The sequence below is a fragment of the Streptomyces sp. NPDC020898 genome, from assembly GCF_044333925.1.
Lineage (GTDB): Bacteria > Actinomycetota > Actinomycetes > Streptomycetales > Streptomycetaceae > Streptomyces.
Genome location: NZ_JBIRRV010000004.1, coordinates 407,154 through 428,941, shown reverse-complemented (window position 1 = coordinate 428,941; position 21,788 = coordinate 407,154). Strand labels below are relative to the sequence as shown.

At 70.1% G+C, this 21,788-nt stretch carries 17 protein-coding genes; 8 read left to right on the top strand and 9 right to left on the bottom strand.

Annotation, left to right across the window (positions count from 1 at the left end; all coding sequences use genetic code 11):
* Positions 1-65: 65 nt before the first annotated feature.
* Positions 66-1,241, bottom strand: coding sequence for a PP2C family protein-serine/threonine phosphatase (locus tag ACH4TV_RS16345; protein ID WP_398398461.1), 1,176 nt, complete (start codon positions 1,239-1,241; stop codon positions 66-68).
* 101 nt (positions 1,242-1,342) lie between these two features.
* Here ACH4TV_RS16345 and ACH4TV_RS16340 point away from each other — a divergent pair, with 101 nt between their 5' ends.
* Positions 1,343-1,759, top strand: a complete 417-nt coding sequence (locus tag ACH4TV_RS16340) for a hypothetical protein (RefSeq protein ID WP_398398459.1) — start codon at positions 1,343-1,345, stop codon at positions 1,757-1,759.
* A gap of 21 nt (positions 1,760-1,780) precedes the next feature.
* Here the strand turns inward: ACH4TV_RS16340 and ACH4TV_RS16335 are convergent, their stop codons facing one another.
* Positions 1,781-2,236, bottom strand: a complete 456-nt coding sequence (locus tag ACH4TV_RS16335; protein WP_398398457.1) for an SH3 domain-containing protein — start codon at positions 2,234-2,236, stop codon at positions 1,781-1,783.
* A 195-nt stretch (positions 2,237-2,431) separates the two neighbouring features.
* Between ACH4TV_RS16335 and ACH4TV_RS16330 the strand changes: the two genes are divergently transcribed.
* Entirely contained in the window at positions 2,432-3,379 is a 948-nt protein-coding gene (locus tag ACH4TV_RS16330; protein ID WP_398398455.1) for a hypothetical protein, read from the top strand.
* Here the strand turns inward: ACH4TV_RS16330 and ACH4TV_RS16325 are convergent.
* Positions 3,285-4,688, bottom strand: a complete 1,404-nt coding sequence (locus ACH4TV_RS16325) for a PLP-dependent aminotransferase family protein (RefSeq protein ID WP_398398453.1) — start codon at positions 4,686-4,688, stop codon at positions 3,285-3,287. The genes ACH4TV_RS16330 and ACH4TV_RS16325 overlap by 95 nt on opposite strands.
* 138 nt (positions 4,689-4,826) lie before the next feature.
* Here ACH4TV_RS16325 and ACH4TV_RS16320 point away from each other — a divergent pair, with 138 nt between their 5' ends.
* From ACH4TV_RS16320 to ACH4TV_RS16310, 3 genes are all read left to right on the top strand, one after another.
* Positions 4,827-5,603, top strand: coding sequence for an alpha/beta fold hydrolase (locus ACH4TV_RS16320; protein WP_398398451.1), 777 nt, complete (start codon positions 4,827-4,829; stop codon positions 5,601-5,603).
* A gap of 117 nt (positions 5,604-5,720) precedes the next feature.
* Positions 5,721-7,664 carry an FUSC family protein gene (locus ACH4TV_RS16315; RefSeq protein ID WP_398398449.1) on the top strand — a complete coding sequence of 648 codons (1,944 nt, stop codon included), beginning with the start codon at positions 5,721-5,723 and terminating at the stop codon, positions 7,662-7,664.
* 310 nt (positions 7,665-7,974) lie between these two features.
* Entirely contained in the window at positions 7,975-8,940 is a 966-nt protein-coding gene (locus ACH4TV_RS16310; protein WP_398398447.1) for a LysR family transcriptional regulator, read from the top strand.
* Between the two features lie 21 nt (positions 8,941-8,961).
* On the opposite strand, the gene ACH4TV_RS16305 is transcribed toward ACH4TV_RS16310, so the two are convergent.
* Positions 8,962-11,031 carry a PhoX family protein gene (locus ACH4TV_RS16305; protein WP_398398445.1) on the bottom strand — a complete coding sequence of 690 codons (2,070 nt, stop codon included), beginning with the start codon at positions 11,029-11,031 and terminating at the stop codon, positions 8,962-8,964.
* 309 nt (positions 11,032-11,340) lie between these two features.
* On the opposite strand from ACH4TV_RS16305, the gene ACH4TV_RS16300 reads away from it, so the two are divergent.
* Positions 11,341-12,900 carry a VWA domain-containing protein gene (locus ACH4TV_RS16300; protein WP_398398443.1) on the top strand — a complete coding sequence of 520 codons (1,560 nt, stop codon included), beginning with the start codon at positions 11,341-11,343 and terminating at the stop codon, positions 12,898-12,900.
* Positions 12,901-13,062: 162 nt separating this feature from the next.
* Entirely contained in the window at positions 13,063-14,790 is a 1,728-nt protein-coding gene (gene metG / locus ACH4TV_RS16295; protein ID WP_398398441.1) for a methionine--tRNA ligase, read from the top strand.
* 9 nt (positions 14,791-14,799) lie between these two features.
* Here metG and ACH4TV_RS16290 read toward each other — a convergent pair whose 3' ends face one another.
* Positions 14,800-15,243, bottom strand: a complete 444-nt coding sequence (locus tag ACH4TV_RS16290) for a hypothetical protein (protein ID WP_398398439.1) — start codon at positions 15,241-15,243, stop codon at positions 14,800-14,802.
* Positions 15,244-15,522: 279 nt separating this feature from the next.
* On the opposite strand from ACH4TV_RS16290, the gene ACH4TV_RS16285 reads away from it, so the two are divergent.
* A complete protein-coding gene (locus ACH4TV_RS16285) occupies positions 15,523-15,888 on the top strand; it encodes a PH domain-containing protein (RefSeq protein ID WP_398398437.1) in 366 nt (121 codons plus the stop codon).
* Positions 15,889-16,052: 164 nt separating this feature from the next.
* Here the strand turns inward: ACH4TV_RS16285 and ACH4TV_RS16280 are convergent, their stop codons facing one another.
* The 4 genes from ACH4TV_RS16280 to aspS all read right to left on the bottom strand — a co-directional run bounded on the left by ACH4TV_RS16280 (position 16,053) and on the right by aspS (position 21,553).
* Positions 16,053-17,393, bottom strand: coding sequence for an MFS transporter (locus ACH4TV_RS16280; RefSeq protein ID WP_398398435.1), 1,341 nt, complete (start codon positions 17,391-17,393; stop codon positions 16,053-16,055).
* Positions 17,394-17,580: 187 nt separating this feature from the next.
* Positions 17,581-18,546 (bottom strand): intradiol ring-cleavage dioxygenase, encoded by a 966-nt coding sequence (locus tag ACH4TV_RS16275; RefSeq protein ID WP_398398433.1) that lies wholly within the window; start codon positions 18,544-18,546, stop codon positions 17,581-17,583.
* A 146-nt stretch (positions 18,547-18,692) separates the two neighbouring features.
* Positions 18,693-19,622, bottom strand: a complete 930-nt coding sequence (locus tag ACH4TV_RS16270) for an intradiol ring-cleavage dioxygenase (protein WP_398398431.1) — start codon at positions 19,620-19,622, stop codon at positions 18,693-18,695.
* A 167-nt stretch (positions 19,623-19,789) separates the two neighbouring features.
* On the bottom strand, positions 19,790-21,553 hold the full coding sequence (gene aspS / locus ACH4TV_RS16265; RefSeq protein ID WP_398398429.1) for an aspartate--tRNA ligase: 1,764 nt from the start codon (positions 21,551-21,553) through the stop codon (positions 19,790-19,792).
* Between the last annotated feature and the right edge of the window lie 235 nt (positions 21,554-21,788).

Genomic DNA, 21,788 nt, shown 5'->3' with positions numbered 1-21,788 from the left:
CATGCCTAGGCAGCACCGTAACCGGTGCGACTGCGAAGAGGGGATGCCGGGCGGCCGTACGCCCCCTATGGGGAGGTTCTACCGGGTCGTACCGCGAACACCGTGGTGTCGTCGGCGAGATGCCCGCCGCAGTGCCGCAGGGTGCCGTCCCGTACGTACGCCACCAGGCGATGCGGATCGGCGGTGCGCGGGTCGCGGGCGACGGCGTCGGCGACGCGTTCGCGCAGCGGGAAGAACACCCCGTCGGCGTCCCGGGCCTCGGTCACGCCGTCGGTGACGAGCAGCAGGGTCTCCCCGGCGGCGAGCGGTACGCGGACCACGGACGGCAGCCCGTATCCCGGCCGGCCGGAGGTCAACTCGCTGAGCCCCAGCGGGAGTCCGTCCCCCGGCGGCAAGCTCCGTACGCCGTCGGCAGACACGATCAGGGAGGGCTCGTGACCGAAGTTGACGACCTCCACGTAAGCCCCGTCCACGTGGGCCCCCTCCTCGGGGAAGCCGATGAGGACGGCCGTGGCGAACCGGTCGCCCTCGTCGCGGCCGACGGCGGCGCGGTAGCGGATGTGCCGCAGCATCCGTACCTCCAGGCGTTCCGCGACCGTCGCGAGCGCCGGTTCGTGGTACGCGGCCTCACGGAACGTGCCGAGGAGCGCCGCGGCGGCCTCGACCGCGCCGAGCCCCTTCCCCTGGACGTCACCGATGAGGACCCGGGTGCCGTGCGGGCCGGGCTGGATGTCGTAGAGGTCGCCGCCGACGCGGGCGACGGTGTCCGCGGCGAGGTAGACCGCCGCGTGGTCGAGGCCGCCCCAGCCCGGCGGCAGCGGACGCAGCACCGTACGGCGGGTGGTCTCGGCGACGTCCCGCATGTGCAGCATGCGCCCCTCGTCGCGCACCCGGACCACACAGGCGAGGGTGGCCAGCAGCCCGCCGAGCGCGACGAGGATGAAGTCGGGCAGCCCGGTCTGGTACTGGTGCGGCCAGGCACCGTCGACGACCACATAGGTGCCCAGGGACAGCACGGCGAAGGCGACGGTCCCGGCGACCCGGCAGAGCGCGGCGGCGATCCCGGGCACGAGCACGATCCAGGAGATGATCCGGAACTCGCCGGTGGTGTTCCAGTCGAGGACCGCGATCCCGATCAGCAGCACCAGCGGCGGCACCCAGGCCACGCTGCGCCCGCCCACCCGCAGCAACAGCAGCTCATCGCCGGAAGCGGACCCCTCGTCCGCGCCCACCGGCTTCATGGAACCCAGCGAAACACGGGCGCCCCTCTCTGTCGACTTGCCAGCGGCCCTCCCCAGGTGTGCTCTGGAGGGCGGGGGCGAGGAGAGAGAGGAGCACTCTCATGGCTCACGTGACGTCGTCCGGATATCCGGACATCTTCAGCGCCCGGACCCATCAGGCCGCGAAGTGGGCGGTGCCCGTCGTACTCGGGCTCGTCTACGGCTTCTGGGCCGCGGCGAACCGGCGCGACGGCGGTCCCATCACCGGCTGGAACATCCTCTTCGGCTTCGTGGCCGCGCTGGCGTTCATGGCGGTGTTCATCGGCGTACGGGCCGTGGCGCCCCGTCTGCAGCGCGAGCTGCACGCGGTGGCCTGGGGCGCGTTCGCCGGGGTCGCGTTCGGGTTCCTGTACAGCCAGACCGGGGCGAGTGTGCTGCGGTCGGCCGGCAACGCGACGCTGGTCGCCGGGGCCGTCTTCGCCGTGCTGTTCTACCGCTACTACACGCACGAGGACGCGGCCGGTCACCGGGTGAAATGAGCACCGGTATCAGCCGAGGTCTCAGCCGACGGTGACGTTCCAGGTGAAGCTCCACGTCCCGGAGACGCTCCACTCGCCGTGGTCGCGGTCGCGGTCATGGCCGTTGTCGTCCTTCCACTCGGGGCACGGGTCGGTGCAGTTGGGCACCGACCGGCCCCCGGTGTCGATGAAGGCCGCGCTCGCCCAGGCGTTGACACCGGCCAGCCAGTACCAGTGCGGGTCGCCGCGCACGGTCTGTCCGGCGACCGAGCACTCGACGCGGCCGTGACTGCCGGGTGACAGCTGCCCGACGGCGGGTGAGTGCGTGGTCGGCTGCTTCCGCAGGTTCAGGTCACCGGCGGCGACGACGGTGCCCCGGACCCCGGAGCCGTCGGTGCCACCTGGCACGGCCGCCGTCGCCGTACCGACCGGTACCGCCAGGATTCCGCCGGTGAACAGGGCCGCGGTCAGGTTCCGCAGGGCCGGAGTGGTGCGCATGGCCCGCCTCCAAACTCCTAGAAGCCCCCCGATATGACACCGATATGTCCCCAAGCATCCTCAAGAACCCCCAAAACCAGGAAACACCCGTTCGGGTGAACGCTCCACCGGAGGCCCACCGAAGAGGCTTGTCCCGCACGCCCATATGCAGTCAACCGGCTCGCGTTTCCCACCCCCGGGCCCTTGCCTGAAGGGGTGTCCAACCGTCTCCGGAGCGCCCTGTCGGCCGCCCTCACCGCCCTCGCGTGTCTCCTGCTGCCCTTCGGCGCGCTCTCGGCCTGGGCGGCATACGGGCTCGCCGACACCGGCCGGTACGTCACCACGATGGCGCCGCTCGCCGAGAACCCGTACGTCCGGGCGGCGATCGCGGACAGCGTCGGCGCGGGGATCGTGCACGCGGTCGACGTGGGCCCGCTCGAAGGCACCGTGACGCACTTCGTGCAGGACGCGGTGCACTCGTTCACCCGCACCGAGGCCTTCCGCGCCGCCTGGGACACGGCGAACCGCGCCACCCACGAGGCCGTCCTGCACGCCCTGCGCAGCGACCCCGACACCTCCAACAGACAGGGCTCCTACGGCAGTTACGGCGGCGAGGGCGCCGTCACCATCGACCTCGCCCCCGTCACCGCCCAGGTCAAACGCCAACTCACCCTCGACCGCGTGCCGTTGGCGAACCACATCCCGATCGCGCACACCGAGGTCGCGGTCCTGCCGGCCCAGGATCTCGTGCCGCTCCGGAAGGGATTTCGCGTGCTCGAAGTCGCCGGTTTCTGGCTTCCGGTGACGGCCGGCGCCCTCGCCGTCGCCGGGATCGCCCTCGCCGTCCGGCGCCGCCGGGCGATCACGGCGACCGCGCTCGGTACGGCGCTCGGCGGGGCGCTGCTCGGCGTCGCGCTCGTGATCGCCCGCCACTTCACCCTCGCCGACCTGCCGCCGGGCGTCTCCGCACCCGCCGCAGGCGCCGTCTACGACGCCCTGACGGCCACCCTCCGCACGGTCTCCTGGCTGCTCCTCGCCCTCGGTCTCGCCGTCGCCCTCGGCATGTGGCTCACGGACCGGTACGGCCGCGCCGGGCGACTGCGGCGAGCGTCCGCAGTGCCCGGGCCAGCTCCGGTTCGGCAGCCGACGCGAGCCCGAGTCTGACGGCGTCCGGCGCCCGCTGCGGACCCACGGCGAAGGCGTCCCCGGGGGTGACGGCGATGCCATGCGCCGCCGCGGCTGCCGTGAACGTGTCCGCCCGCCAGGGCGCGGGCAACTCCCACCAGGCGTAGTAGGCGTACGGATCGGACCGCACGGCGTCCCCGAACTCCGCCAACTCCCGTGCCACGAGCCGCTGTCGACGCGCCGCGTCCACCCGCTTGGCCGCCACGAGCCGCGCCACGGTCCCGTCCTCGACCCACCGCACCCCGGCCTCCAGCGCGAACCGCCCGGCACTCCACCCACCCGACCGGACAGCAGCCGCCACGGCTTCTACCCGGCCCGGCGGTACGACGAGAATGCCGACGGTGAGTCCGGGCGCCACGCGCTTGGACAACCCGTCGACGAGGTAGGTCAGTTCGGGGACGTGGGCGGCGAGGGGCTCCCCGCGCTCCCCAGCAGCAGCCCTTTCCCTACCGGCACCGGCACCAGCACCAGCACTGGCATCGGCGAGGAAGGACCAGATCCGGTCCTCGACCACCGGCACCCCCAACTCCCGGACCACACCCGCGAGTTCACGCCTCCTCCCCTCGCTCATCGTCACCGACGTCGGGTTGTGCAGCGTCGGCTGGACGTACAGCGCGGACAGCGGGGCCGTGCGGTGGGCGGCGGCGAGGGCGTCGGGGCGCAGGCCGTCCGCGTCCATGGCCAGCGGGACGAGGGTGACACCGAGGCGGCCCGCGATCTCCTTGACCAGCGGGTATGTCAGCGCCTCGACACCGACCCGGCCGCCCGGCCGGACCAGGGACGCGAGGGCGGCGGCGATCGCCTGACGCGCGTTGCCCGCGAAGAGGACGCCGTCGGGGTCGGGCCGCCAGCCCGAGGTGGTGAGGAGCCCGGCGACCGCCGACCGGGCCTCGGCTGTACCGGCGGCGGCCGCGGGACGCAGCGCCTCGGTGAGCACGTCGGGCCGCAGGAGGGGCGCGAGCGCCGGTGCGAGAAGCTCCGACTGGCCGGGAGCGGAAGGGTAGTTGAGCTCCAAGTTGACCGCCGGCACCGGTGTCCAGGCCGCCGGTTCGGCGAGCGCCCGCCCGGTCGGCGCGGGCGGTGCGGCCCGGACGAACGTGCCGCGTCCGACCTCGCCGACGACCAGTCCGCGCCGCACGAGTTCGCCGTACACGCGCCCCGCGGTCGACCCGGCGACCCCGCGCCGCCGGGCGAACGCCCGTTGCGGGGGCAGCCGTTCACCGGGGCGGAGCCGTCCGGTGGCAATGTCGTCGGCTATGCGGTCGGCGAGGCGCCGGTAGTCGTCCATGAAGAATCCCCGTACTCGTTCTTGCACTCGCTCTTGTTCTTGCACTCGTTCTCGTTCCCGGTGAATCGTTCTTTCACATTGCACCGAGAGCAAAGATCTTATTGCACCGAGCAGTTGGGGCGATCTAGGGTCGTCCGCATGCCCCCTCTTGTCCCTTTTCAGGTCCCTCTTGTTCTCATCCACGGCCACCCCTTCGACCACACGATGTGGAACCCGCAGATCGAGGCGTTCGCCGCCACCCGCCAGGTGATCGCCCCCGACCTGCGCGGCTACGGCACCGCGCCGGTCGTACCGGGCGTGACCCCGCTCTCCCGGTTCGCGCAGGACATCGAGGAGCTGCTCGACGAGGCGAAGGTGGCGGAGTGCGTCCTCGCCGGGCTGTCGATGGGCGGCCAAATCGTCATGGAGTACTGCGCCCGGTTCCCGGAGCGCGTCCGGGGCGTGGTCCTCGCCGACACCTTCCCGGAGCCCGAGACCCCGGAGGGGCGCCTGTCCCGCAACGCGATGGCGGACCGGCTGCTCGCCGAGGGCATGCGCGGGTACGCCGACGAGGTGCTGGGGAAGATGGTGGCCCCGTACGCCGACGCGCAGGTCAAGGCCCACGTCCACCGCATGATGACGGCCACGGACCCGCGCGGCGCGGCGGCGGCGCTCCGGGGCCGTGCACAGCGCCCCGACTACCGCCCCCTGCTGGCCCGTCTCGCCGTCCCGGCGCTGGTCGTCGTGGGCGCCGACGACGAGTTCACCCCGGTCGCGGACGCCGAGGCCATGCACGCGATCCTCCCCGACTCCACCCTCCACCTCATCGAGGGCTCGGCCCACATGCCCAACCTGGAACGCCCGGCGGAGTTCAACGAGGCGCTGGCCACCTTCCTGGCGACACGGATCGACCCGTCGGCGCCGTCGGCGCAATAAGGTCGGGTCCGTGGGATTACGGGGCCGATGGACGCGGGTCCACACCTCGACCCCCACCAGCGGAAATGAGCCCGCCGGGGCAGACAGGACGCGCCCGTACCCGGCCATAATGGGCCCATGTCCCGAGAGTTCCCCATCGGCCTCACGCCTCCCGACTGGCTGGTGCGGAACCTCCGGCCCCAGGCGGCCCCGCCCGTCAACCGCCCCGCCGTGGCCCGCGCGGCCATCGCGATGTCGCTCCCCCTGGCCGTCGGCCTCGCCACCGGCCACCCCGCCTACGGCGCCCTCGCCTCCATGGGCGCTCTCTCGGGCGTCATCGGCGACACCGCCGCCGCGTACCGGATGCGCATCCTCAACATCGCGATCCCCCAGTTCTTCGGCGCCCTCGGCGTCACCCTGGGATCACTGGTGTTCGGCCACGGCTGGGTCGCCGTCGCCGCCGTCACCGGCGTGGCCCTCGTCTCCGGGATGATCTCGACGATCGGGGCCGTGGCCTCCGTATCCGGACTGCTGCTGCTCCTCAACTCGGTGATCGGGGCGGGGCTGCCGCTGCCGGGGGCCTGGTGGCTCGCACCGGTCCTGATGTCGGGCGGCGGCCTGCTGGTACTTGCCCTGGCCCTGCTCGCCTGGCCGCTCCGCTCGGGGGTGCCGGAGCGGGCGTCGGTCGCACAGACCTACCGTACGGTCGCCGAACTGCTCGCCGCCTGCGCCACCGACGGCTACGAGGACGCCCGGCACGCCGTCACCCAGTCCCTCAACCAGTCGTACGACCTCGTTCTCGCCCGACGCGCCCGCCACCACGGCCGCAGCCCCGAACTCGTGCGCCTGCTCGCCCAGTTGAACGCCATCACGCCGGTCGTCGAGGCCGCCCCCGCCGCCCACCAGACCGGCCGCCCGCTGCCGCCCGAGGTCCCGGAGGCGGTCCGCCACCTCGCCGACGCCATCGAGACCGGCTACGGCGGCCCGATAGGACTGACTCTCCCCACCCCGACCGGCCAGACCTCCCGCGCCGTCGAACGGGCGCTGCGCCACGCCGCCGAGGTGATCGGCACCCGCTCCCCCGACCTGCGCGTCTCCGGGGTCGAGGACCGGCTCGGCCGCCCGGGCGCCCTACGCGTACGCGCCGCCGGCGCCGCCCGGGACGTCGTCCTGTCCGCCACCTCCTGGCGCTACGGACTGCGCCTCGCCCTCTGCATCGGCCTGGCCCAGGTGCTGGTGTCCACCGTCCCGGTGCCGCGCTCGTACTGGGTCGCGCTGACCATCACCTTCGTCCTGAAGCCCGACTTCGGCTCCGTCTTCTCCCGGGCACTGCTGCGCGCGCTGGGCACGGTCGCGGGGCTGGTCGTCGCGGCGGCGGTGCTCGTCCAGGTCCCGCGCGGCTGGTGGGACGTACCGGTAATTCTCCTTCTGGCCCCGCTGATCCCGGCGTTCACCCCACGCGGGTACGGCTACCAGACGGCCGCCATCACGCCGGTGATCCTCCTTCTCTCCGACGTCCTCAACCACCAGGGCGCGGCCCTGCTGCTGCCCCGGCTCCTCGACTCCCTCATGGGCTGCGGAATCGCCCTGGTCGCGGGCTATCTCCTCTGGCCGGAGAGCTGGCACACCCGCGTCGGCGACCGCCTCGCCGACGCGGTCGCGGACACGGCACGGTATGTGGAATCCGCGTTCCGCCCGGACACCGAGGGCGCTGCCCGCGCCCGTATGCGCCGCCGTCTCTACCGCGACCTCTCCGTCGTCCGTACGGAGTTCCAGCGGGCCCTGACCGAACCGCCGCCCACCGGACGACGGGCGGCAGCCTGGTGGCCCCTCGTCGTCGCGGTGGAACGCATCGTCGACGCGACGACCGCCGCCCGCGTCCACATCAAGCAGGGCGCCGAGCCGCCGTCCGCCGCCGAGATCTCCCAAGTCGCCGTCCAGCTGAAGGAGTTGTCGGACGGACTCCGCCGCATCGAGACGCTCTACGCGGTGCGTACGGACCTCAGCGGACCGGCGGACAGCGTGCTGGAGCCCCTGCGCCAGGAGGTGGCGGCGGCTCGGGCGATCACCTCTCCCAAATGACCGGACGGGTGGGAAAGCCGGGTCGGAAAAGGGGGGCGCGGGCCGTCTCCGTGCAGGGGGACGGCCCGCGCCAGTGGGGGGTGGGGCTGTGATGACCGGCGGGTCGGCCGGTCGTATCGTCAGTGTCAGCGACCGCACGACGACTGTGATGATGGCAAGTCGTGATAGCCCGGCCCTATCACCACCCCCTCGCCACCCCCCTCGCCACCACTGCTCTTCTCCGGCTCTCCGGTCTGATCCGCCGGACAGGCATAAGCTGCGATGGCATGGACATGAACTCGGGCATGTGCATGCGCATGGAGCTGGTCCCATGGAACTAGAGGTGAGGCACCTCCGGGCGCTGTGCGCCATCGCCGACACCGGCAGCCTGCACCGGGCCGCCCGTGAACTGGGCGTGGCACAGCCCTCGTTGAGCACCCAGCTGCGCCGGATCGAGCAGGAGCTGGGCGGCGAGCTGTTCACCCGCACCCGGGCCGGCTGCCGTCCGACCCCGCTCGGCCGGGTCGTCCTGAGCCGCGCCCGTCCCCTGGTGGCCGAGATGCGCGCACTGGTCACGGAGGCACGGACCGCCGCCGCGGGAGGACCGCAGCTGCGCATCGGCTCGACCGGCAGCCGGGCCCTGTCGGGCTGGCTCCGCCGACTGCGCCAGAGCCGGCCGGAACCCACGCTCCGCATGGACGTCTCGGCGAACGCACTGCTGCGCATGGTCGCCGACGGCAGACTGGACGTGGCGTTCGTGCACGAGGTGGAGGGCTGTCCGCTCCGCGTCCCCGACAGTCTGCGCCTGCGCGTCCTGGTCGACCGGGAACCCCAGTTCGTGTCCCTGCCCGCCGACCATCCGGCCACCGCGAGACCCGTGGTCGACCTCTCCGAGCTGGCCGGCGACCGCTGGATGGTGGACGAGACGGTCGACGGCGAGTTCGACGCCGTACTGCGCATGCTGCACACCGCCGGCCTCAACCCCCGTGTCCTGCACGGCGATTACCACACCACGGCGTCACTGATCGCGAGCGGCGAGGTCGTCACCGTCTGCCAGCCGACCTGCCTGCCACGCCCCGGACTTGCGGTACGCCGGCTGCACGGCGACCCACTCGGCGTACGGCTGCTGCTGGCGGCCCGTACGGAGACGGATCTGGACGCGGTGCATCCGGCGCTGGCGGAGGCGTACGGGGAGGCGGCGCGACAGGCACCGGCGTACCGGGAGTGGCTGGAACTGGAGCAGAAGCAGAGTGGTTCGAAAACCCCGGCCCCAGCCCCGGTCCCAGCCCTCCCCTAGAAGGTAGACAGGTAGGCAGACTCAGGCGCCGATGTCGCAGCCGTCCTTGCGCCACACCGCGACGACCGCCGGGCGGACGTACGTGCCCGGTCCGTCGGGCCAGGTGCTGGCCGGTGCCTCGACGGTCGCGCCGGTGATCTCGCCCGGGTGCTGCACGGCGACGAGCACCTGGCGCTCCCCGATGACCGGACCGCAGGTCTCGGCGCCCTTCGGCACGGTCAGGAACTGCTTCAGCTCCCCGCGCCGGGGGCCCTGGGTCGCCACACCGAACAGGCCGTCGTGGGAGCCGAGTTGGGCACCGTCCGTGGAGATCCACAGGTTGCCGTGCCGGTCGAAGGCCACGTTGTCCGGGCAGGAGATCTGGCTGACCTTGTCCTTCGGGAAGCCCGCGAAGTAGGTCGCCGGGTCGTTCGGGTCGCCGGCGACGAGGAAGAGCAGCCAGGCGAACGACGTACTGTCGGCCCGGTTCCAGCGCTCGGTGAGCTCCAGGACGTGGCCGTGCTTGTTGGCGTTGCGCGGGTTTGCCTCGTCGGGCTTGGCGTTCGTACCGACACCGCGGTTGGTGTTGTTGGTGAGCGCGACGTACACCTTGCCGGTCTTCGGGTTGGGCTCGACGTCCTCGGGCCGGTCCATCTTGGTGGCGCCGACCTTGTCCCCGGCGAGCCGCGTGAAGACGAAGACCTCCTCGGCGGTCATGCCGTCGACGTGCGAGACGGCGCCCTTGGCGGTGGCGGTGGCCAGCGGGATCCACGTACCGCTGCCGTCGAACTCGCCGTCGGCGGGCAGCTTGCCGGTGCCGTCGATCTCGATGGCGGGGGAGTCACCGGTGAGCTTGGCGACGTACAGCGTGCCCTCGTCGAGGAGGGAGAGGTTGTGCTCACGGTCGGAGCGCGAGGACCCGTGCCGCATCCGCTTGCTGCTGACGAACTTGTAGAAGTAGTCGAAGCGCTCGTCGTCGCCGGTGTAGGCGACGGGACGCCCGTCGGAGGTCAGCCGGATGGTGGCACCCTCGTGCTTGAAGCGTCCGAGGGCGGTGTGCTTGCGGGGCGTGGAGGAGGGGTCGTACGGATCGAACTCCACCACATACCCGAACCGGTGGACCTCGTTGGGCTCCTGGGCGACGTCGAACCGCTTGTCGAACCGCTCCCACTTGCGCTCGCTGGCGCCGGTGCCGATGCCGTACCGCTTGTCGGTGGCACGGGAGGCGTTGGCGAAGTACTGGTTGAAGTTCTCCTCGCCGTGGAGGGTGGTCCCCCAGGGCGTGGTGCCGCCGGCGCAGTTGTTGAGGGTGCCGAAGGCCTTGCGGCCGGTCGGGTCCGTGGAGGTCTTGAGGAGATCCGACCCGGCAGCCGGTCCCGTGATCCGGAACTCGGTGGTGGCGGTGACCCGCCGGTTGAGCGGGTGACGCGGTACGGGCGTGAGCTTCCCGGTCCTGCGGTCCCCCTCCACCACGACAGCGGAGAGCCCGTGCGCGGCCCAGGCGATCTCGACCTGCTCGCGGGTGGGGTTGGCGGCGTCGTAGCCGCGGAACATCAGGATCTCGTCGGTGTACTCGTGGTTGGCGACCAGGAGCTTCTGGTTCCCGTGCAGGGGGAGAAGGGCGAGGAAGTCGTTGTTGTACCCGAACTGGCCGGCCTGCGCGGCGGCGGTCTGCTTCTCCGGGTCGAAGGCGGGGGCGCCACGGAGTATGGGCTCGCCCCAGCGGATGACGACGTTCTGCTCATACCCGCCGGGGACGGTCACGGCGTCGGCGGTGTTCGGCTCGACGGCGGTGAAACGCAGCCCGCGCGGTACGGCGGAGAAGGGTGAGCCGGAAGGGAGGGAGGCGGAAGTGGCTGCTTCCGCACCCTGCGCACCGGCGACGTTCGCTGCGACACCGGTCGCAGTGGCCACGGTGACGACGGCGGCGGCCTGCATCACGGAACGGCGGCTGAGGGCGGTGGCGATCACATCGCCGACGTATTCGTTGGCACTGGTGTTGGGAACCTCGTGGAAGCAGGCGTCACCACACCGGAAACGGCAGGTCATCGCGGACCGTCCGCCAGGATGCGATCCGGACGACGTTCCGATCATCGGCAGCAGCTTGCGCACTTTACTCTCCCCTTGTTGTCCCCATACGTGCCCTTGGTGTCAGCGTGACGCTAGGTGGACGCGGGTGCGGGGGTGGAGCCGCAGGGTGAACGAAGGGTGAACCTGTGGGAGCGGTAAGGCTATTGGGGGTGCCGGCGGTGTCGAGCTGGGCTGGTCAGGGCCCGGTTCCGAGGTTGGCGGAGTGGCGCTCTTGACGTCCGACGCGTTCCGTGAAAGACCCACCCCAAGATCGCCGGAACGGCCCGCTAACCTTACGTGTCCGTCCTGGCCAGGGATTGACGGCTACAACTCACGTGAAGGGTTGCGCACATGGGCATTCTCACTCTCCTGCGGAACGCGTTCGGCCGGTCACGCAAGGGGCGTGACGCCGAGGCGGCGCCCGCGCAGGAGGCGGAGTCGGCTCCTCAGCAGGAAGCCACCGAGCCAAAGATTCCGGCACAGTCCCCGGAACCGACACTGACCCGGACCCCGGAGCCCACCCCCGAACCGACGCCACCCTCCGCGGTGGACGACCTGGTATCGGCAGCCTTCGACAATGTGACGGTCCCGAAGCCGGCAAGGCCGGTGGACGAGATCGAGGCCAAGACGGAGCCGAAGCCGGCGGCTGAGGCTGCGGCTGAGCCGAAGGCTGAGGCTGCGGCTGAGCCGAAGGCCGAGGCTGCGGCTGAGCCGAAGGCCGAGGCTGCGGCCGAGCCGGAGGCCGAGGCGGTCGTCGCCCCGGAGCCCGAGGCACCGGTCGCCGAGGTGACCCCGGAGCCGGAGCCCGAGCCGGTGGCCGAGGAGCCCACCCCGGAACCCGAGCCGGAGCCGGAGCCGGTGGCCGAGGTGACCCCCGAGCCCGAGCCGGAGCCGGTCGTAGAGGAGCCCACCCCGGAGCCCGAAGCGGAGCCGGTCGCCGAGGTGACCCCCGAGCCGGAGCCCGAGGCCGTTGTCGAGCCCGAACCCGAGCCCGAAGCGGTCACCGAGGAGCCCGCGCCGGAACCGACGGCCGAAGTGACCCCGGAACCCGAGCCCGAGCCGATCGTCGAGCCGGAGGCAACGGCAGAACCGGAGCTGGAGCTGGAATCGAAGCCGGAACCGGAACCGGAACCGGAACTGATCGCTGAGCCGGAGATCCTGGAACCGGCAGCCGCCGACGTGGAGGAAGCCCCACAGGGGCCACCCGCACCCGAAGACGAAACCGTCACGGGTGGTGCGGGTGGGAACACAGACACGGCCGACGGCGAAGCCGAGGCCGCAGTACCCGCATCCCTCCTCACCGCATACAACGCCGGCACCACCACCCTCACCACCCTCAACCTCACCCACACCCAAGCCAAGATCTACCTCGTCCTGGACCGCAGCGCGTCCATGCGCCCGTACTACAAGGACGGCTCCGCACAGGCCCTCGGCGAGCAGACCCTCGCCCTCGCCGCCCACCTCGACCCGGACGCGACCGTCCACGTCGTCTTCTTCTCCACCGAACTCGACGGCACCGGCGAGCTGACCCTCACCGAGCACGAGAACAAGATCGACGACCTCCACGCCGGCCTCGGCCGCATGGGACGTACGAGCTACCACGCAGCCGTGGAAGAAGTCCTCACGCACTACCAGAAGTCCGGCACCACCGATCCCGCTCTGGTCGTCTTCCAGACGGACGGCGCCCCGGACGCCAAGACCCCCGCGACCCAGTCCCTCACGGAGGCGGCGAAGAGCCACCCCTCCGTCTTCTTCTCCTTCGTCGCCTTCGGCGAGCAGGAGAACAAGGCCTTCGACTACCTCCGCAAGCTGAAGACGGACAACACGTCCTTCTTCCACGCGGGCCCGACCCCCCGCGAACTGACGGACACGGAGCTGTACGAGGGCGTACTGGCGAACTGGCGCCCGTAGCCAACCCGGTAACCAACCCCCGTACCCGACCCACCGCCCGCCTCCCACCAAGAAAAACGGGAGGCGGGCGTCCCATGTCCGTCGGCTACGATTTCAAGGTTCGTAGGCGGTCCAAACACACCGAAACCGTCACTCCATGTAGCGACTTGGGAGCAGCCCGCAATGGCTCGACACCTCATCACCAGCGCCCTTCCGTACATCAACGGGATCAAGCACCTGGGCAACATGGTGGGGTCCATGCTCCCGGCGGACGTCTACTCCCGTTACCTCCGCCAGCGCGGCCACGACGTCCTCTACATCTGCGCGACGGACGAACACGGCACCCCGGCCGAGCTGGCGGCGAAGGAACAGGGCATCCCCGTAGCGGACTTCTGCGCACAGGCGCACGACGCGCAGAAGGCGGTGTACGACGGCTTCGCGCTGGCCTTCGACTACTTCGGCCGGAGTTCCTCGCCCCAGAACCACGAGATCACGCAGGAGATCGCCCGCGAGCTCAAGGCGAACGGGTTCATCGAGGAGCGGGCGATCCGCCAGGTGTACTCGGTCGCGGACGGCCGTTTCCTCCCCGACCGCTACATCATCGGCACCTGCCCGCACTGCGGTTACGACAAGGCCCGCGGCGACCAGTGCGAGAACTGCACCCGCGTCCTGGACCCGACGGACCTGATCGAGCCGCGCTCGGCGATCAGCGGCAGCAGTGACCTGGAGATCCGCGAGACCAAGCACCTCTTCCTCCTCCAGTCGGCACTGGCCGACGAGGTCGAGGCCTGGGTCGACGAGCGCGCCGACAACTGGCCGGTGCTCGCCTCCTCCATCGCCCGCAAGTGGCTGACCGAGGGCCTGCACGACCGCGCGATCACCCGCGACCTCGACTGGGGTGTCCCGGTCCCGGCGGACACCTGGCCAGAGCTGGCGGCGGAGGGCAAGGTCTTCTACGTCTGGTTCGACGCCCCCATCGAGTACATCGGCGCGACGAAGGAGTGGGCAGACGCCGCGCGAGACACAGGCCCGGAGAACCGCGACTGGCGCTCCTGGTGGTGGAAGTCGGAAACGGACGTCCACTACACGCAGTTCATGGGCAAGGACAACGTCCCCTTCCACAGCGTGATGTTCCCGGCGACCCTGCTGGGCACCCGCGCGCCGTGGAAGAAGGTCGACGTCATCAAGGCCTTCAACTGGCTGAACTACTACGGCGGAAAGTTCTCCACCTCGCAGCAGCGCGGCGTCTTCACGCACGACGCCCTGGAGATCCTGCCCGCCGACTACTGGCGCTACTTCATGATCGCCAACGCCCCCGAGTCCGACGACTCTTCCTTCACCTGGGAGCACTTCACGGCCACAGTGAACAAGGACCTGGCGGACACCCTCGGCAACTTCGTCAACCGTGTCCTCTCCTTCTCGAAGAAGCGCTTCGGCGACGAGGTCCCGGCGGGTGCGGCGGCCGGCGAGGCGGAGGCGCGGCTGGGTGAGCAGATCGCCGAGCTGCTCGCGGAGTACGAGAGCCAGATGGAGGCGCTCCAGTTCCGCAAGGCGGCGGCGGCCCTGCGCGCCCTCTGGTCGGCGGGCAACTCCTACCTGGAGGAGAAGGCTCCCTGGCTGGAGATCAAGACCGACCAGGACGGCGCGGCCCTGACCCTCCGTACGGCGATGAACCTCATCCACCTCTACTCGGTGGTCTCGGAACCCTTCATCCCGGCGACGGCGGCGACGATGCGCGCGGCGTTCGCGCTCCAGAACGACACGCGGACGTGGATCACGGCCGACGAGGCGAAGTCGCTGTCCGCCGTCCCCGCGGGCACCGCCTTCACGGTCCCGCCGGTCCTGTTCGCGAAGCTGACGGACGACGACCTGGAGACGTACAAGGAGCGCTTCGGCGGCGCGTCCGAGTAGCCGTACAGCTCAGGCAGTGACCCTGAACCGCCCGTCAGCTCCCCGGAGTTGGCGGGCGGTTCTGTCGGCAGCGCCGCCGGTCACCTCGTCGGCCGCGCCCGGCGGGGCGGATTCGAGACCGAGGGCGCTCCGGGCGGCCCGTACATACTGAAGCCCCTCCACAGCGGTCTGCCTCGCGAGGGCGTACTCGGCGGGAGTGCGGGCGGAGGCCAGTTGGCCCCGGGCGGCATGATGCCGTCCGGCCGCCTCGGCCAGCGCCTGCGCGGCGGCTTCGTCGGCCCCCGGCCGAAGACCGGCCAGACTCCCCCCGAGCCGCACCACCCACCGGTTGGCCTCGACCTCCGCGTCCAGCCCGGACGGAACCGCGCCCACCCCCGCCTGCCTGCGCAGCAGGACAACGGAGGCCACCGCTCCCACGATCAGCAGCAGCGTGAGCGGAACAACGATTCCCATGACTTCCTCCAGCGAGCGTCGGTGCGACGGTCCCCATAAGACGCCCGGCCGCTGTGCGCTCCCGACGAGAAGCCTGTGCGCCTCCTGCGAACCTCCCGTGCACGCCCGCGATCCACGCCGATCTCCCGCATGTACGGAATCTCCCGCTCCTCTAGGCAGGCCCCTCTTTCGGGCGATATACAGGGCGAAGATCATGTGAAGCCACCGACTTACCGTGGCTTACAACGACTTACCAATACATGAGTGGATACGTACGTCCACTTACTGGGGGATTCGTCCATGGCACTCTTCGGCAACGCGCACACCGTCGACCCGTCCGCCGCACAGCAGGACTACGCCCGGCTGCTCGGCCAGAACGAGCAGGTCCACGCCGCGTACCAGCTGATCCGCGACACCATCCTGTTCACCGACCGCCGGCTCCTCCTGGTCGACAAGCAGGGCATCACCGGCAAGAAGGTCGAGTACCACTCGGTCCCGTACCGCAGCATCACCCACTTCGCGGTGGAGACGGCCGGCACCTTCGACCTCGATGCCGAGCTCAAGATCTGGATCTCCGGTTCCCCGACCCCGGTCCAGAAGACGTTCACCAAGGGCGTCGACATCTACGAGGTGCAGGCGATCCTGACGCAGTTCGTGGCCAAGTAGGCGCCAAGTAGGCCCGAGGCAGGCGCAAGCAGGCTTACGGGGAGGCAAGATCACGGCAGGGCCGACCTCGTCACCCGCGACACCGCCGGCAACCTGTACCGCCGCCCGGGGTGGGTTCACCCCGGGCGCCTCGGCGTTGCTCGGGACGAGACCCGGCACGAGACTCAGGACGCGACCGTCGCCGTCCGCGACACCGCACCCGGCGTCCCGCTCCCCCGCGTGTTCCTGATGTACAGCACCCCCACCACCGCGAGCAGCGACGCGGCGGAGAGCATGTACAGGCCTCCGTTCGTGCTGCCGGTCGTGTCCTTGAGGTAGCCGAAGAGGAAGGGGGAGACGAAACCGCCCAGGTTTCCTATGGAGTTGACCACCGCGAGTCCCGGCGCCGCGACCTTGAGGTCCAGCCCGGACTGGGCCATCGGCCAGTACAGGGTGGCCGCGCACTTCCCGCCGACCGCGGCGAGCGTGAGCGCGGCGAGCCCGAACCAGGGGGAGCCCAGGGTGGCGAGGAAGGTGCCCACGGCCGACAGGACCAGGGCGACCGCGAGGTAGGGGCGGCGGTCGGGCGCCTTGTCGGTGAAGTGGCTCACCGTGTACATCGCGATCACGGCGCAGATCCACGGTACGGCCGTGAGCAGCCCGACCTGGAAGGACGACAGCCCGCCGATGTCGTCGACCAGGCTCGGCAGCCAGAAGGTGATCGCGTACCCGGTGAGCGCCATCGCGAAGAAGACACCGGTCAGCAGGGCGACCTGCGGGTGCAGGATGAGCTTGAGGCGGGACACCTTGGGGGCCCGGGCGCGGGCCTCCTCGTCCCGGGCGACCGCCGTACTCAGCGCGTCCTTCTCCTCCTGTGTGAGCCAGCGCGCGTCCTCGATGCGCGAGACGAGGAAGAACCCGGCGACGACCCCGACGAGGATCGAGAAGAGGCCCTCCAGCGCGAACATCCAGCGCCAGCCGGCGAATCCGCCCGTCCCGTGGAGTTCGAGGAGCGCGCCCGTGATGGGGCCCGTCACGATGTACGCCGTGGCCGAGCCGCCGAGGAAGATCGCGCTCGCCCGGCCCCGGCTGGAGTCGGGCAGCCACTGGGTGAAGTAGAGGAGCACCCCGGGGAAGAAGCCCGCCTCGGCGACACCGAGGAGGAAGCGGAGGACGTAGAACGTCGTGACGTTGTGGATGAAGCACATCGTCACGATCACCAGACCCCAGGTGATCATGATGCGGGTCAGCCAGACCCGGGCGCCGAAGCGCTCCAGGAGCATGTTGCTCGGCACCTCGAACAGCGCGTACCCGATGAAGAACAGCCCGGCGCCGAGACCGTACGCGGTGGCACTCACCCCGACGTCGGCCCGGAGCTCGTCCTGGACGAAGCCGACGTTCGTCCGGTCCATCTGGTTGACCAGCAGCATCAGGACGAGGATCGGCAGCATGCGGCGCAGGAACTTGGCGACCGCCCGGCTCTCGGCGTCGGGTGTTCCGCCGCCAGGTATCACGACTTCTGACATCGTTGTCTCCCATCGGTACACATACGTGAACAGCAATCACGTACGCGGGCACCGCTGGACACTACGGAGGCTGAACTTCCGGGTCAATGGGCTGGGTCGATGTACACATATGTGAAGCATTCGCGAATGGCGAAGGCCCGGAACCTGGGGGAGGGTTCCGGACCTTCCTGCGCGAGCCGTACGTCCGTCAGCTCGCCGAAGCGGAGGGCGAGGCCGTGTCCGGCTGCGCCGAGTCGCCCGTGCCGGTGTTCGTCGCCTCCGGGTCGACGCCCATCGTGAGGGAGCCGATCACGCCCTTCGCGATGTTCTTCTTGTCGTACTTCAGCTTGAGCAAACCGCCCGCGGTGCCGCTCTGGTCGTAGATCGTGTCCTCGGTGAGCGTCGTCCGCTCGGTCGTCGACGTCGAGTACGGCTCGACCTCGGCGGAGGCGAGCACCGACTCCTCGTCGAAGAAGAACTGGCCGGTGTGGCAGGTGGTGCCGCCCTCGTAGCCGGCGTCCGTCCAGGTGCCGCTCACGTGCACCTTCGTGTGGATGTGGACGCAGCGGCCGCGGTACCAGCCCGGGAAGACCGTCTTGAAGGTGACCCGGCCCTGCCGGTCCGTCCTCCAGGTGCCGCGCAGATAGCGCTTGTCGTCGGTGGGCTCCTCGTGGCCGCCGCCACCGCCACCGCCCGTGCCGCCGGAGGGCGCGTCGGTCGGCGGCTCACCCGTCGGGGTGCCGGAGGGGGCGTCGGTCGGGGCGCCACCGCCACCGCCGCTGGAGAGGCTCTCATAGCCGGAGTAGAGACCCAGCGCGTCGCAGTGCCAGACGTCGACGGCCGCGTTGGCGATCGGCTTGCACGTCTCGTTGTCGATCACCCGGAGGCTCAGGGTCAGCGGGATGCCTTCCTTGTCCTCGGTGATGTCCTGGCGGAGCTTGTCCGCGTCGATGTAGTACGGACCCTCCGTGGTCTCCGAGGTGAGCGTGTAGCAGACCTCGGAGCTGGTGCCGGCCGCCTTGGGGGTGGGGGTCTTCTTCCCCGTCTCACCCGCGAACGCGCCCGCCGCGACTCCGCCCGCGACGCCCACCGCGACGACCGCTCCGGCGCCGGTGACGACGACCTTCCTACGCGTCAGATCCCGCTTGTGCTTCGGCCCTTGATTCTCTGTCATGGCCCGGAATTTAGGTAAGACGCCTGTCAGGACCATGGGAAAGGACTGTGTTTTCCTTTGCCGTTCCGCGAATCCACGAAAGGGGCGGGAAATAGACGTCCATTTCCCGCCCACCCGGCGTGTAATTTAGGTAAGGCTTACCTAAATCAATTCACGTCATTCGTCTCGTCCGGCTGCACACCCATCGTCAGCTCGGCGAGAACACCGCGCCCGATGTCCGCCTTCTTGTAGCGCAGCCGCAGCAGCCCGCCCTCGGCGCCGTTGTCCGGGTAGATCCCGTCCTGGTCGAGGGTCGTACGAGGGGCCGTGTTCGTCGAGTACGGCTCCACCACCGACGAGAGCAGCACCGACTCCTCGTCGAAGAACAGCTGGCCCGTGTGGCAGGTGTGCCCGCCCTCGTAGCCCGCGTCGGTCCAGGTGCCGTCCACGTGCACCTTGACGTGGATGTGCACGCAGCGGCCCCGGTACCAGCCCGGGAACACGGACCGGAAGGTCACGTAGCCGTGCCGGTCCGTCCTCCACGTACCGCGCAGATAGCGCTCGTCGTCGGTCGGCTCCTGGTGGCCACCGGGTCCGCCGGGCCCGCCCGTCGGGGGTGGACCTGTGGGGACGCCGGTCGGCGCGCCGGACGGCGGGGTGTCGCCGCCGCCGTCACCGTTGCCCATGTCCTCGTAGCCGGAGTAGATGCCGAGCGCCGAGCACTGCCAGATGTCGACGGCGGCGTTCCGCACCGGCTTGCAGGTCTCGGCGTCGATCACCTTGAGCCGGAGGGTGAGGGGGATGCCCTCCTCGTCCTCGGTGACGTCCTGACGGAGCTTGTCGGCGTCGATGTAGTACGGGCCCTCGGTGGTCTCCGTGGTCAGTACGTAACAGACCTCGGGTGTGCCGGAGGGGGTACCGGTGGAGGTGCCGGTGGAGGTGCCGGTGGGGAGGCCCTCCGCCTCCGGCGCTCCCTGCGCGGTCGCCAGGCCGGCGCCCAGAGCGACCGCCGTGGCCGTCACCGCCGTCGCGCCACCGGCGACGACGACTCTGCGGCGCGTCAATTCCCGTAACTCTTGTTGGGGGGTATCAGTCATGGCCCCGGAGATTAGGAACACAACCTGTCAATGAGCTGTGATTTCCCGTGTTTCCTGAGGGCCACATGAGAATGGCTCGGAACCGTCGCCGATTCCGAGCCAGTCTCGTGCAGTGAATTACAGGACCACTGGGCGCCTATTCACGACTACCGGGGGTCTATTCAGGACTACTTCGGCTGCGGCTTCCGCACCGAAATGTGCAGCTCCCTCAGCCGCGTTTCCTCCAGCTCCGTCGGCGCGCCCATCATCAGGTCCTGGGCGTTGCCGTTGAGCGGGAAAGCGATCGTCTCGCGGATGTTCGGCTCGTCCGCGAGGAGCATGACGATACGGTCGACGCCGGGCGCGATCCCACCGTGCGGAGGGGCGCCGAAGCGGAGCGCGCGGAGCATGCCGGCGAACTCGCGCTCGACGGTCTCCTCGTCGTAGCCCGCGATGCCGAACGCCTTCAGCATGATGTCGGGCTCGTGGTTACGGATCGCGCCGGAGGACAGCTCCGTACCGTTGCAGACGATGTCGTACTGCCAGGCCAGGATGTCCAGCGGGTCCTGGGTCTCCAGGGCCTCCATGCCGCCCTGGGGCATCGAGAACGGGTTGTGCGAGAAGTCGATCTTCCCGGTGTCCTCGTCCTTCTCGAACATCGGGAAGTCGACGATCCAGCAGAACCGGAAGACGTTCTCCTCGAAGTGCCCGGCGCGCTTGGCGGCCTCGACCCGCACCGCGCCCATGATCTTCGAGACCTCGTCGAACTCGCCCGCGCCGAAGAACACGGCGTGACCGGCCGACAGCGACAGCCGCTTGGTCAGCTCGGCGACGTTCTCCTCGGTGAGGAACTTGGCGATGGGCCCGGTCAGCGAACCGTCCTCGGCCACCCGCACCCAGGCCAGGCCCTTCGCGCCCAGCGTGACGGCGAAGTCGCCGAGCTGGTCGAAGAACTTCCTGCTCTGACCGGCGACGTCCGGCACCGGCAGGGCGCGTACGTGCTTGCCGGCGAAGGCCTTGAACTCCGAGCCCTCGAAGACGTCGGTGATGTCGACCAGTTCCAGCTGGGCGCGCAGGTCCGGCTTGTCGGAGCCGTACTTCAGCATCGCCTCGCGGAACGGGATGCGCGGGAAGGGCGAGGTGACCTCACGGCCCTTGCCGAACTCGGTGAACAGCTCGGTCATCAGCCGCTCGATCGGCTGGAAGACGTCCTCCTGCTCGACGAAGCTCATCTCGACGTCGAGCTGGTAGAACTCACCCGGCGAACGGTCCGCACGCGCGTCCTCGTCACGGAAACAGGGCGCGATCTGGAAGTAGCGGTCGAACCCGGAGATCATCAGCAGCTGCTTGAACTGCTGCGGAGCCTGCGGGAGCGCGTAGAACCGGCCCGGGTTGAGACGGGACGGCACGACGAAGTCGCGAGCGCCCTCCGGGGAGGTCGCCGTCAGGATCGGCGTCGCCATCTCGTTGAAGCCGAGCGCGGTCATCTTGTGACGGATGGCCGAGATGACCGCCGTACGCAGCATGATGTTGCGGTGCATGCGCTCGCGCCGCAGGTCCAGGAAGCGGTACTCCAGGCGCCGTTCCTCGTTGACCCCGTCCTCGGCGTTGATCGTGAAGGGCAGCGGCTGGGAGGCGCCCAGCAGCTCGACCTCGCCGACCTCGACCTCGACCTCGCCGGTGGGCAGCTCGGGGTTGATGTTGTCGGCGCCGCGCGAGACGACCTTGCCGTCGACGCGGACCGTCGACTCCTTGGAGACCTTGTCGAGGGCCTCGTAGGCGGGCGTTCCGGGGCGGGCGACGAGCTGCGTGATGCCGTAGTGGTCGCGCAGATCGATGAAGAGGATGCCGCCCAGGTCGCGCCGATTGTGCAGCCAGCCGCTCAGCCGGACGTCGCTGCCGACGTCAGAGGCGCGGAGCTCGCCGCAGGTGTGGGACCTGTACCGATGCATCGTCGTTCATCCAGCCTTCGCGGATCGGGGATCGGGGTGTGTGTTTCGCGCTCTCACATGTTTCACGTGAAACACAGACCCAGGGTACCGGCCACCCCGAGACCGCTTCCCCGCAATTGTTCGACCGCGTAACCTGTACAGCTTGCTGCGTACGGCTCCCGGCACAGCTGCCGGTACAGCTCCCGCACAGGTTGCCCCGTACAGCTTGGGTGGCACGCTTCGATCACCTCTCCAT

What these genes read in the sequence shown, in the direction of transcription:
- ACH4TV_RS16285 (WP_398398437.1), top strand. Translation starts at nt 15,523, where the DNA reads ATGGCACTCTTCGGCAACGCGCACACCGTCGACCCGTCCGCCGCACAG.
- ACH4TV_RS16345 (WP_398398461.1), bottom strand. Translation starts at nt 1,241, where the DNA reads ATGAAGCCGGTGGGCGCGGACGAGGGGTCCGCTTCCGGCGATGAGCTG.
- ACH4TV_RS16300 (WP_398398443.1), top strand. Translation starts at nt 11,341, where the DNA reads ATGGGCATTCTCACTCTCCTGCGGAACGCGTTCGGCCGGTCACGCAAG.
- ACH4TV_RS16275 (WP_398398433.1), bottom strand. Translation starts at nt 18,546, where the DNA reads ATGACAGAGAATCAAGGGCCGAAGCACAAGCGGGATCTGACGCGTAGG.
- ACH4TV_RS16315 (WP_398398449.1), top strand. Translation starts at nt 5,721, where the DNA reads ATGTCCCGAGAGTTCCCCATCGGCCTCACGCCTCCCGACTGGCTGGTG.
- ACH4TV_RS16290 (WP_398398439.1), bottom strand. Translation starts at nt 15,243, where the DNA reads ATGGGAATCGTTGTTCCGCTCACGCTGCTGCTGATCGTGGGAGCGGTG.
- ACH4TV_RS16280 (WP_398398435.1), bottom strand. Translation starts at nt 17,393, where the DNA reads ATGTCAGAAGTCGTGATACCTGGCGGCGGAACACCCGACGCCGAGAGC.
- metG (WP_398398441.1), top strand. Translation starts at nt 13,063, where the DNA reads ATGGCTCGACACCTCATCACCAGCGCCCTTCCGTACATCAACGGGATC.
- ACH4TV_RS16325 (WP_398398453.1), bottom strand. Translation starts at nt 4,688, where the DNA reads ATGGACGACTACCGGCGCCTCGCCGACCGCATAGCCGACGACATTGCC.
- ACH4TV_RS16340 (WP_398398459.1), top strand. Translation starts at nt 1,343, where the DNA reads ATGGCTCACGTGACGTCGTCCGGATATCCGGACATCTTCAGCGCCCGG.
- aspS (WP_398398429.1), bottom strand. Translation starts at nt 21,553, where the DNA reads ATGCATCGGTACAGGTCCCACACCTGCGGCGAGCTCCGCGCCTCTGAC.
- ACH4TV_RS16335 (WP_398398457.1), bottom strand. Translation starts at nt 2,236, where the DNA reads ATGCGCACCACTCCGGCCCTGCGGAACCTGACCGCGGCCCTGTTCACC.
- ACH4TV_RS16320 (WP_398398451.1), top strand. Translation starts at nt 4,827, where the DNA reads ATGCCCCCTCTTGTCCCTTTTCAGGTCCCTCTTGTTCTCATCCACGGC.
- ACH4TV_RS16270 (WP_398398431.1), bottom strand. Translation starts at nt 19,622, where the DNA reads ATGACTGATACCCCCCAACAAGAGTTACGGGAATTGACGCGCCGCAGA.
- ACH4TV_RS16310 (WP_398398447.1), top strand. Translation starts at nt 7,975, where the DNA reads ATGGAACTAGAGGTGAGGCACCTCCGGGCGCTGTGCGCCATCGCCGAC.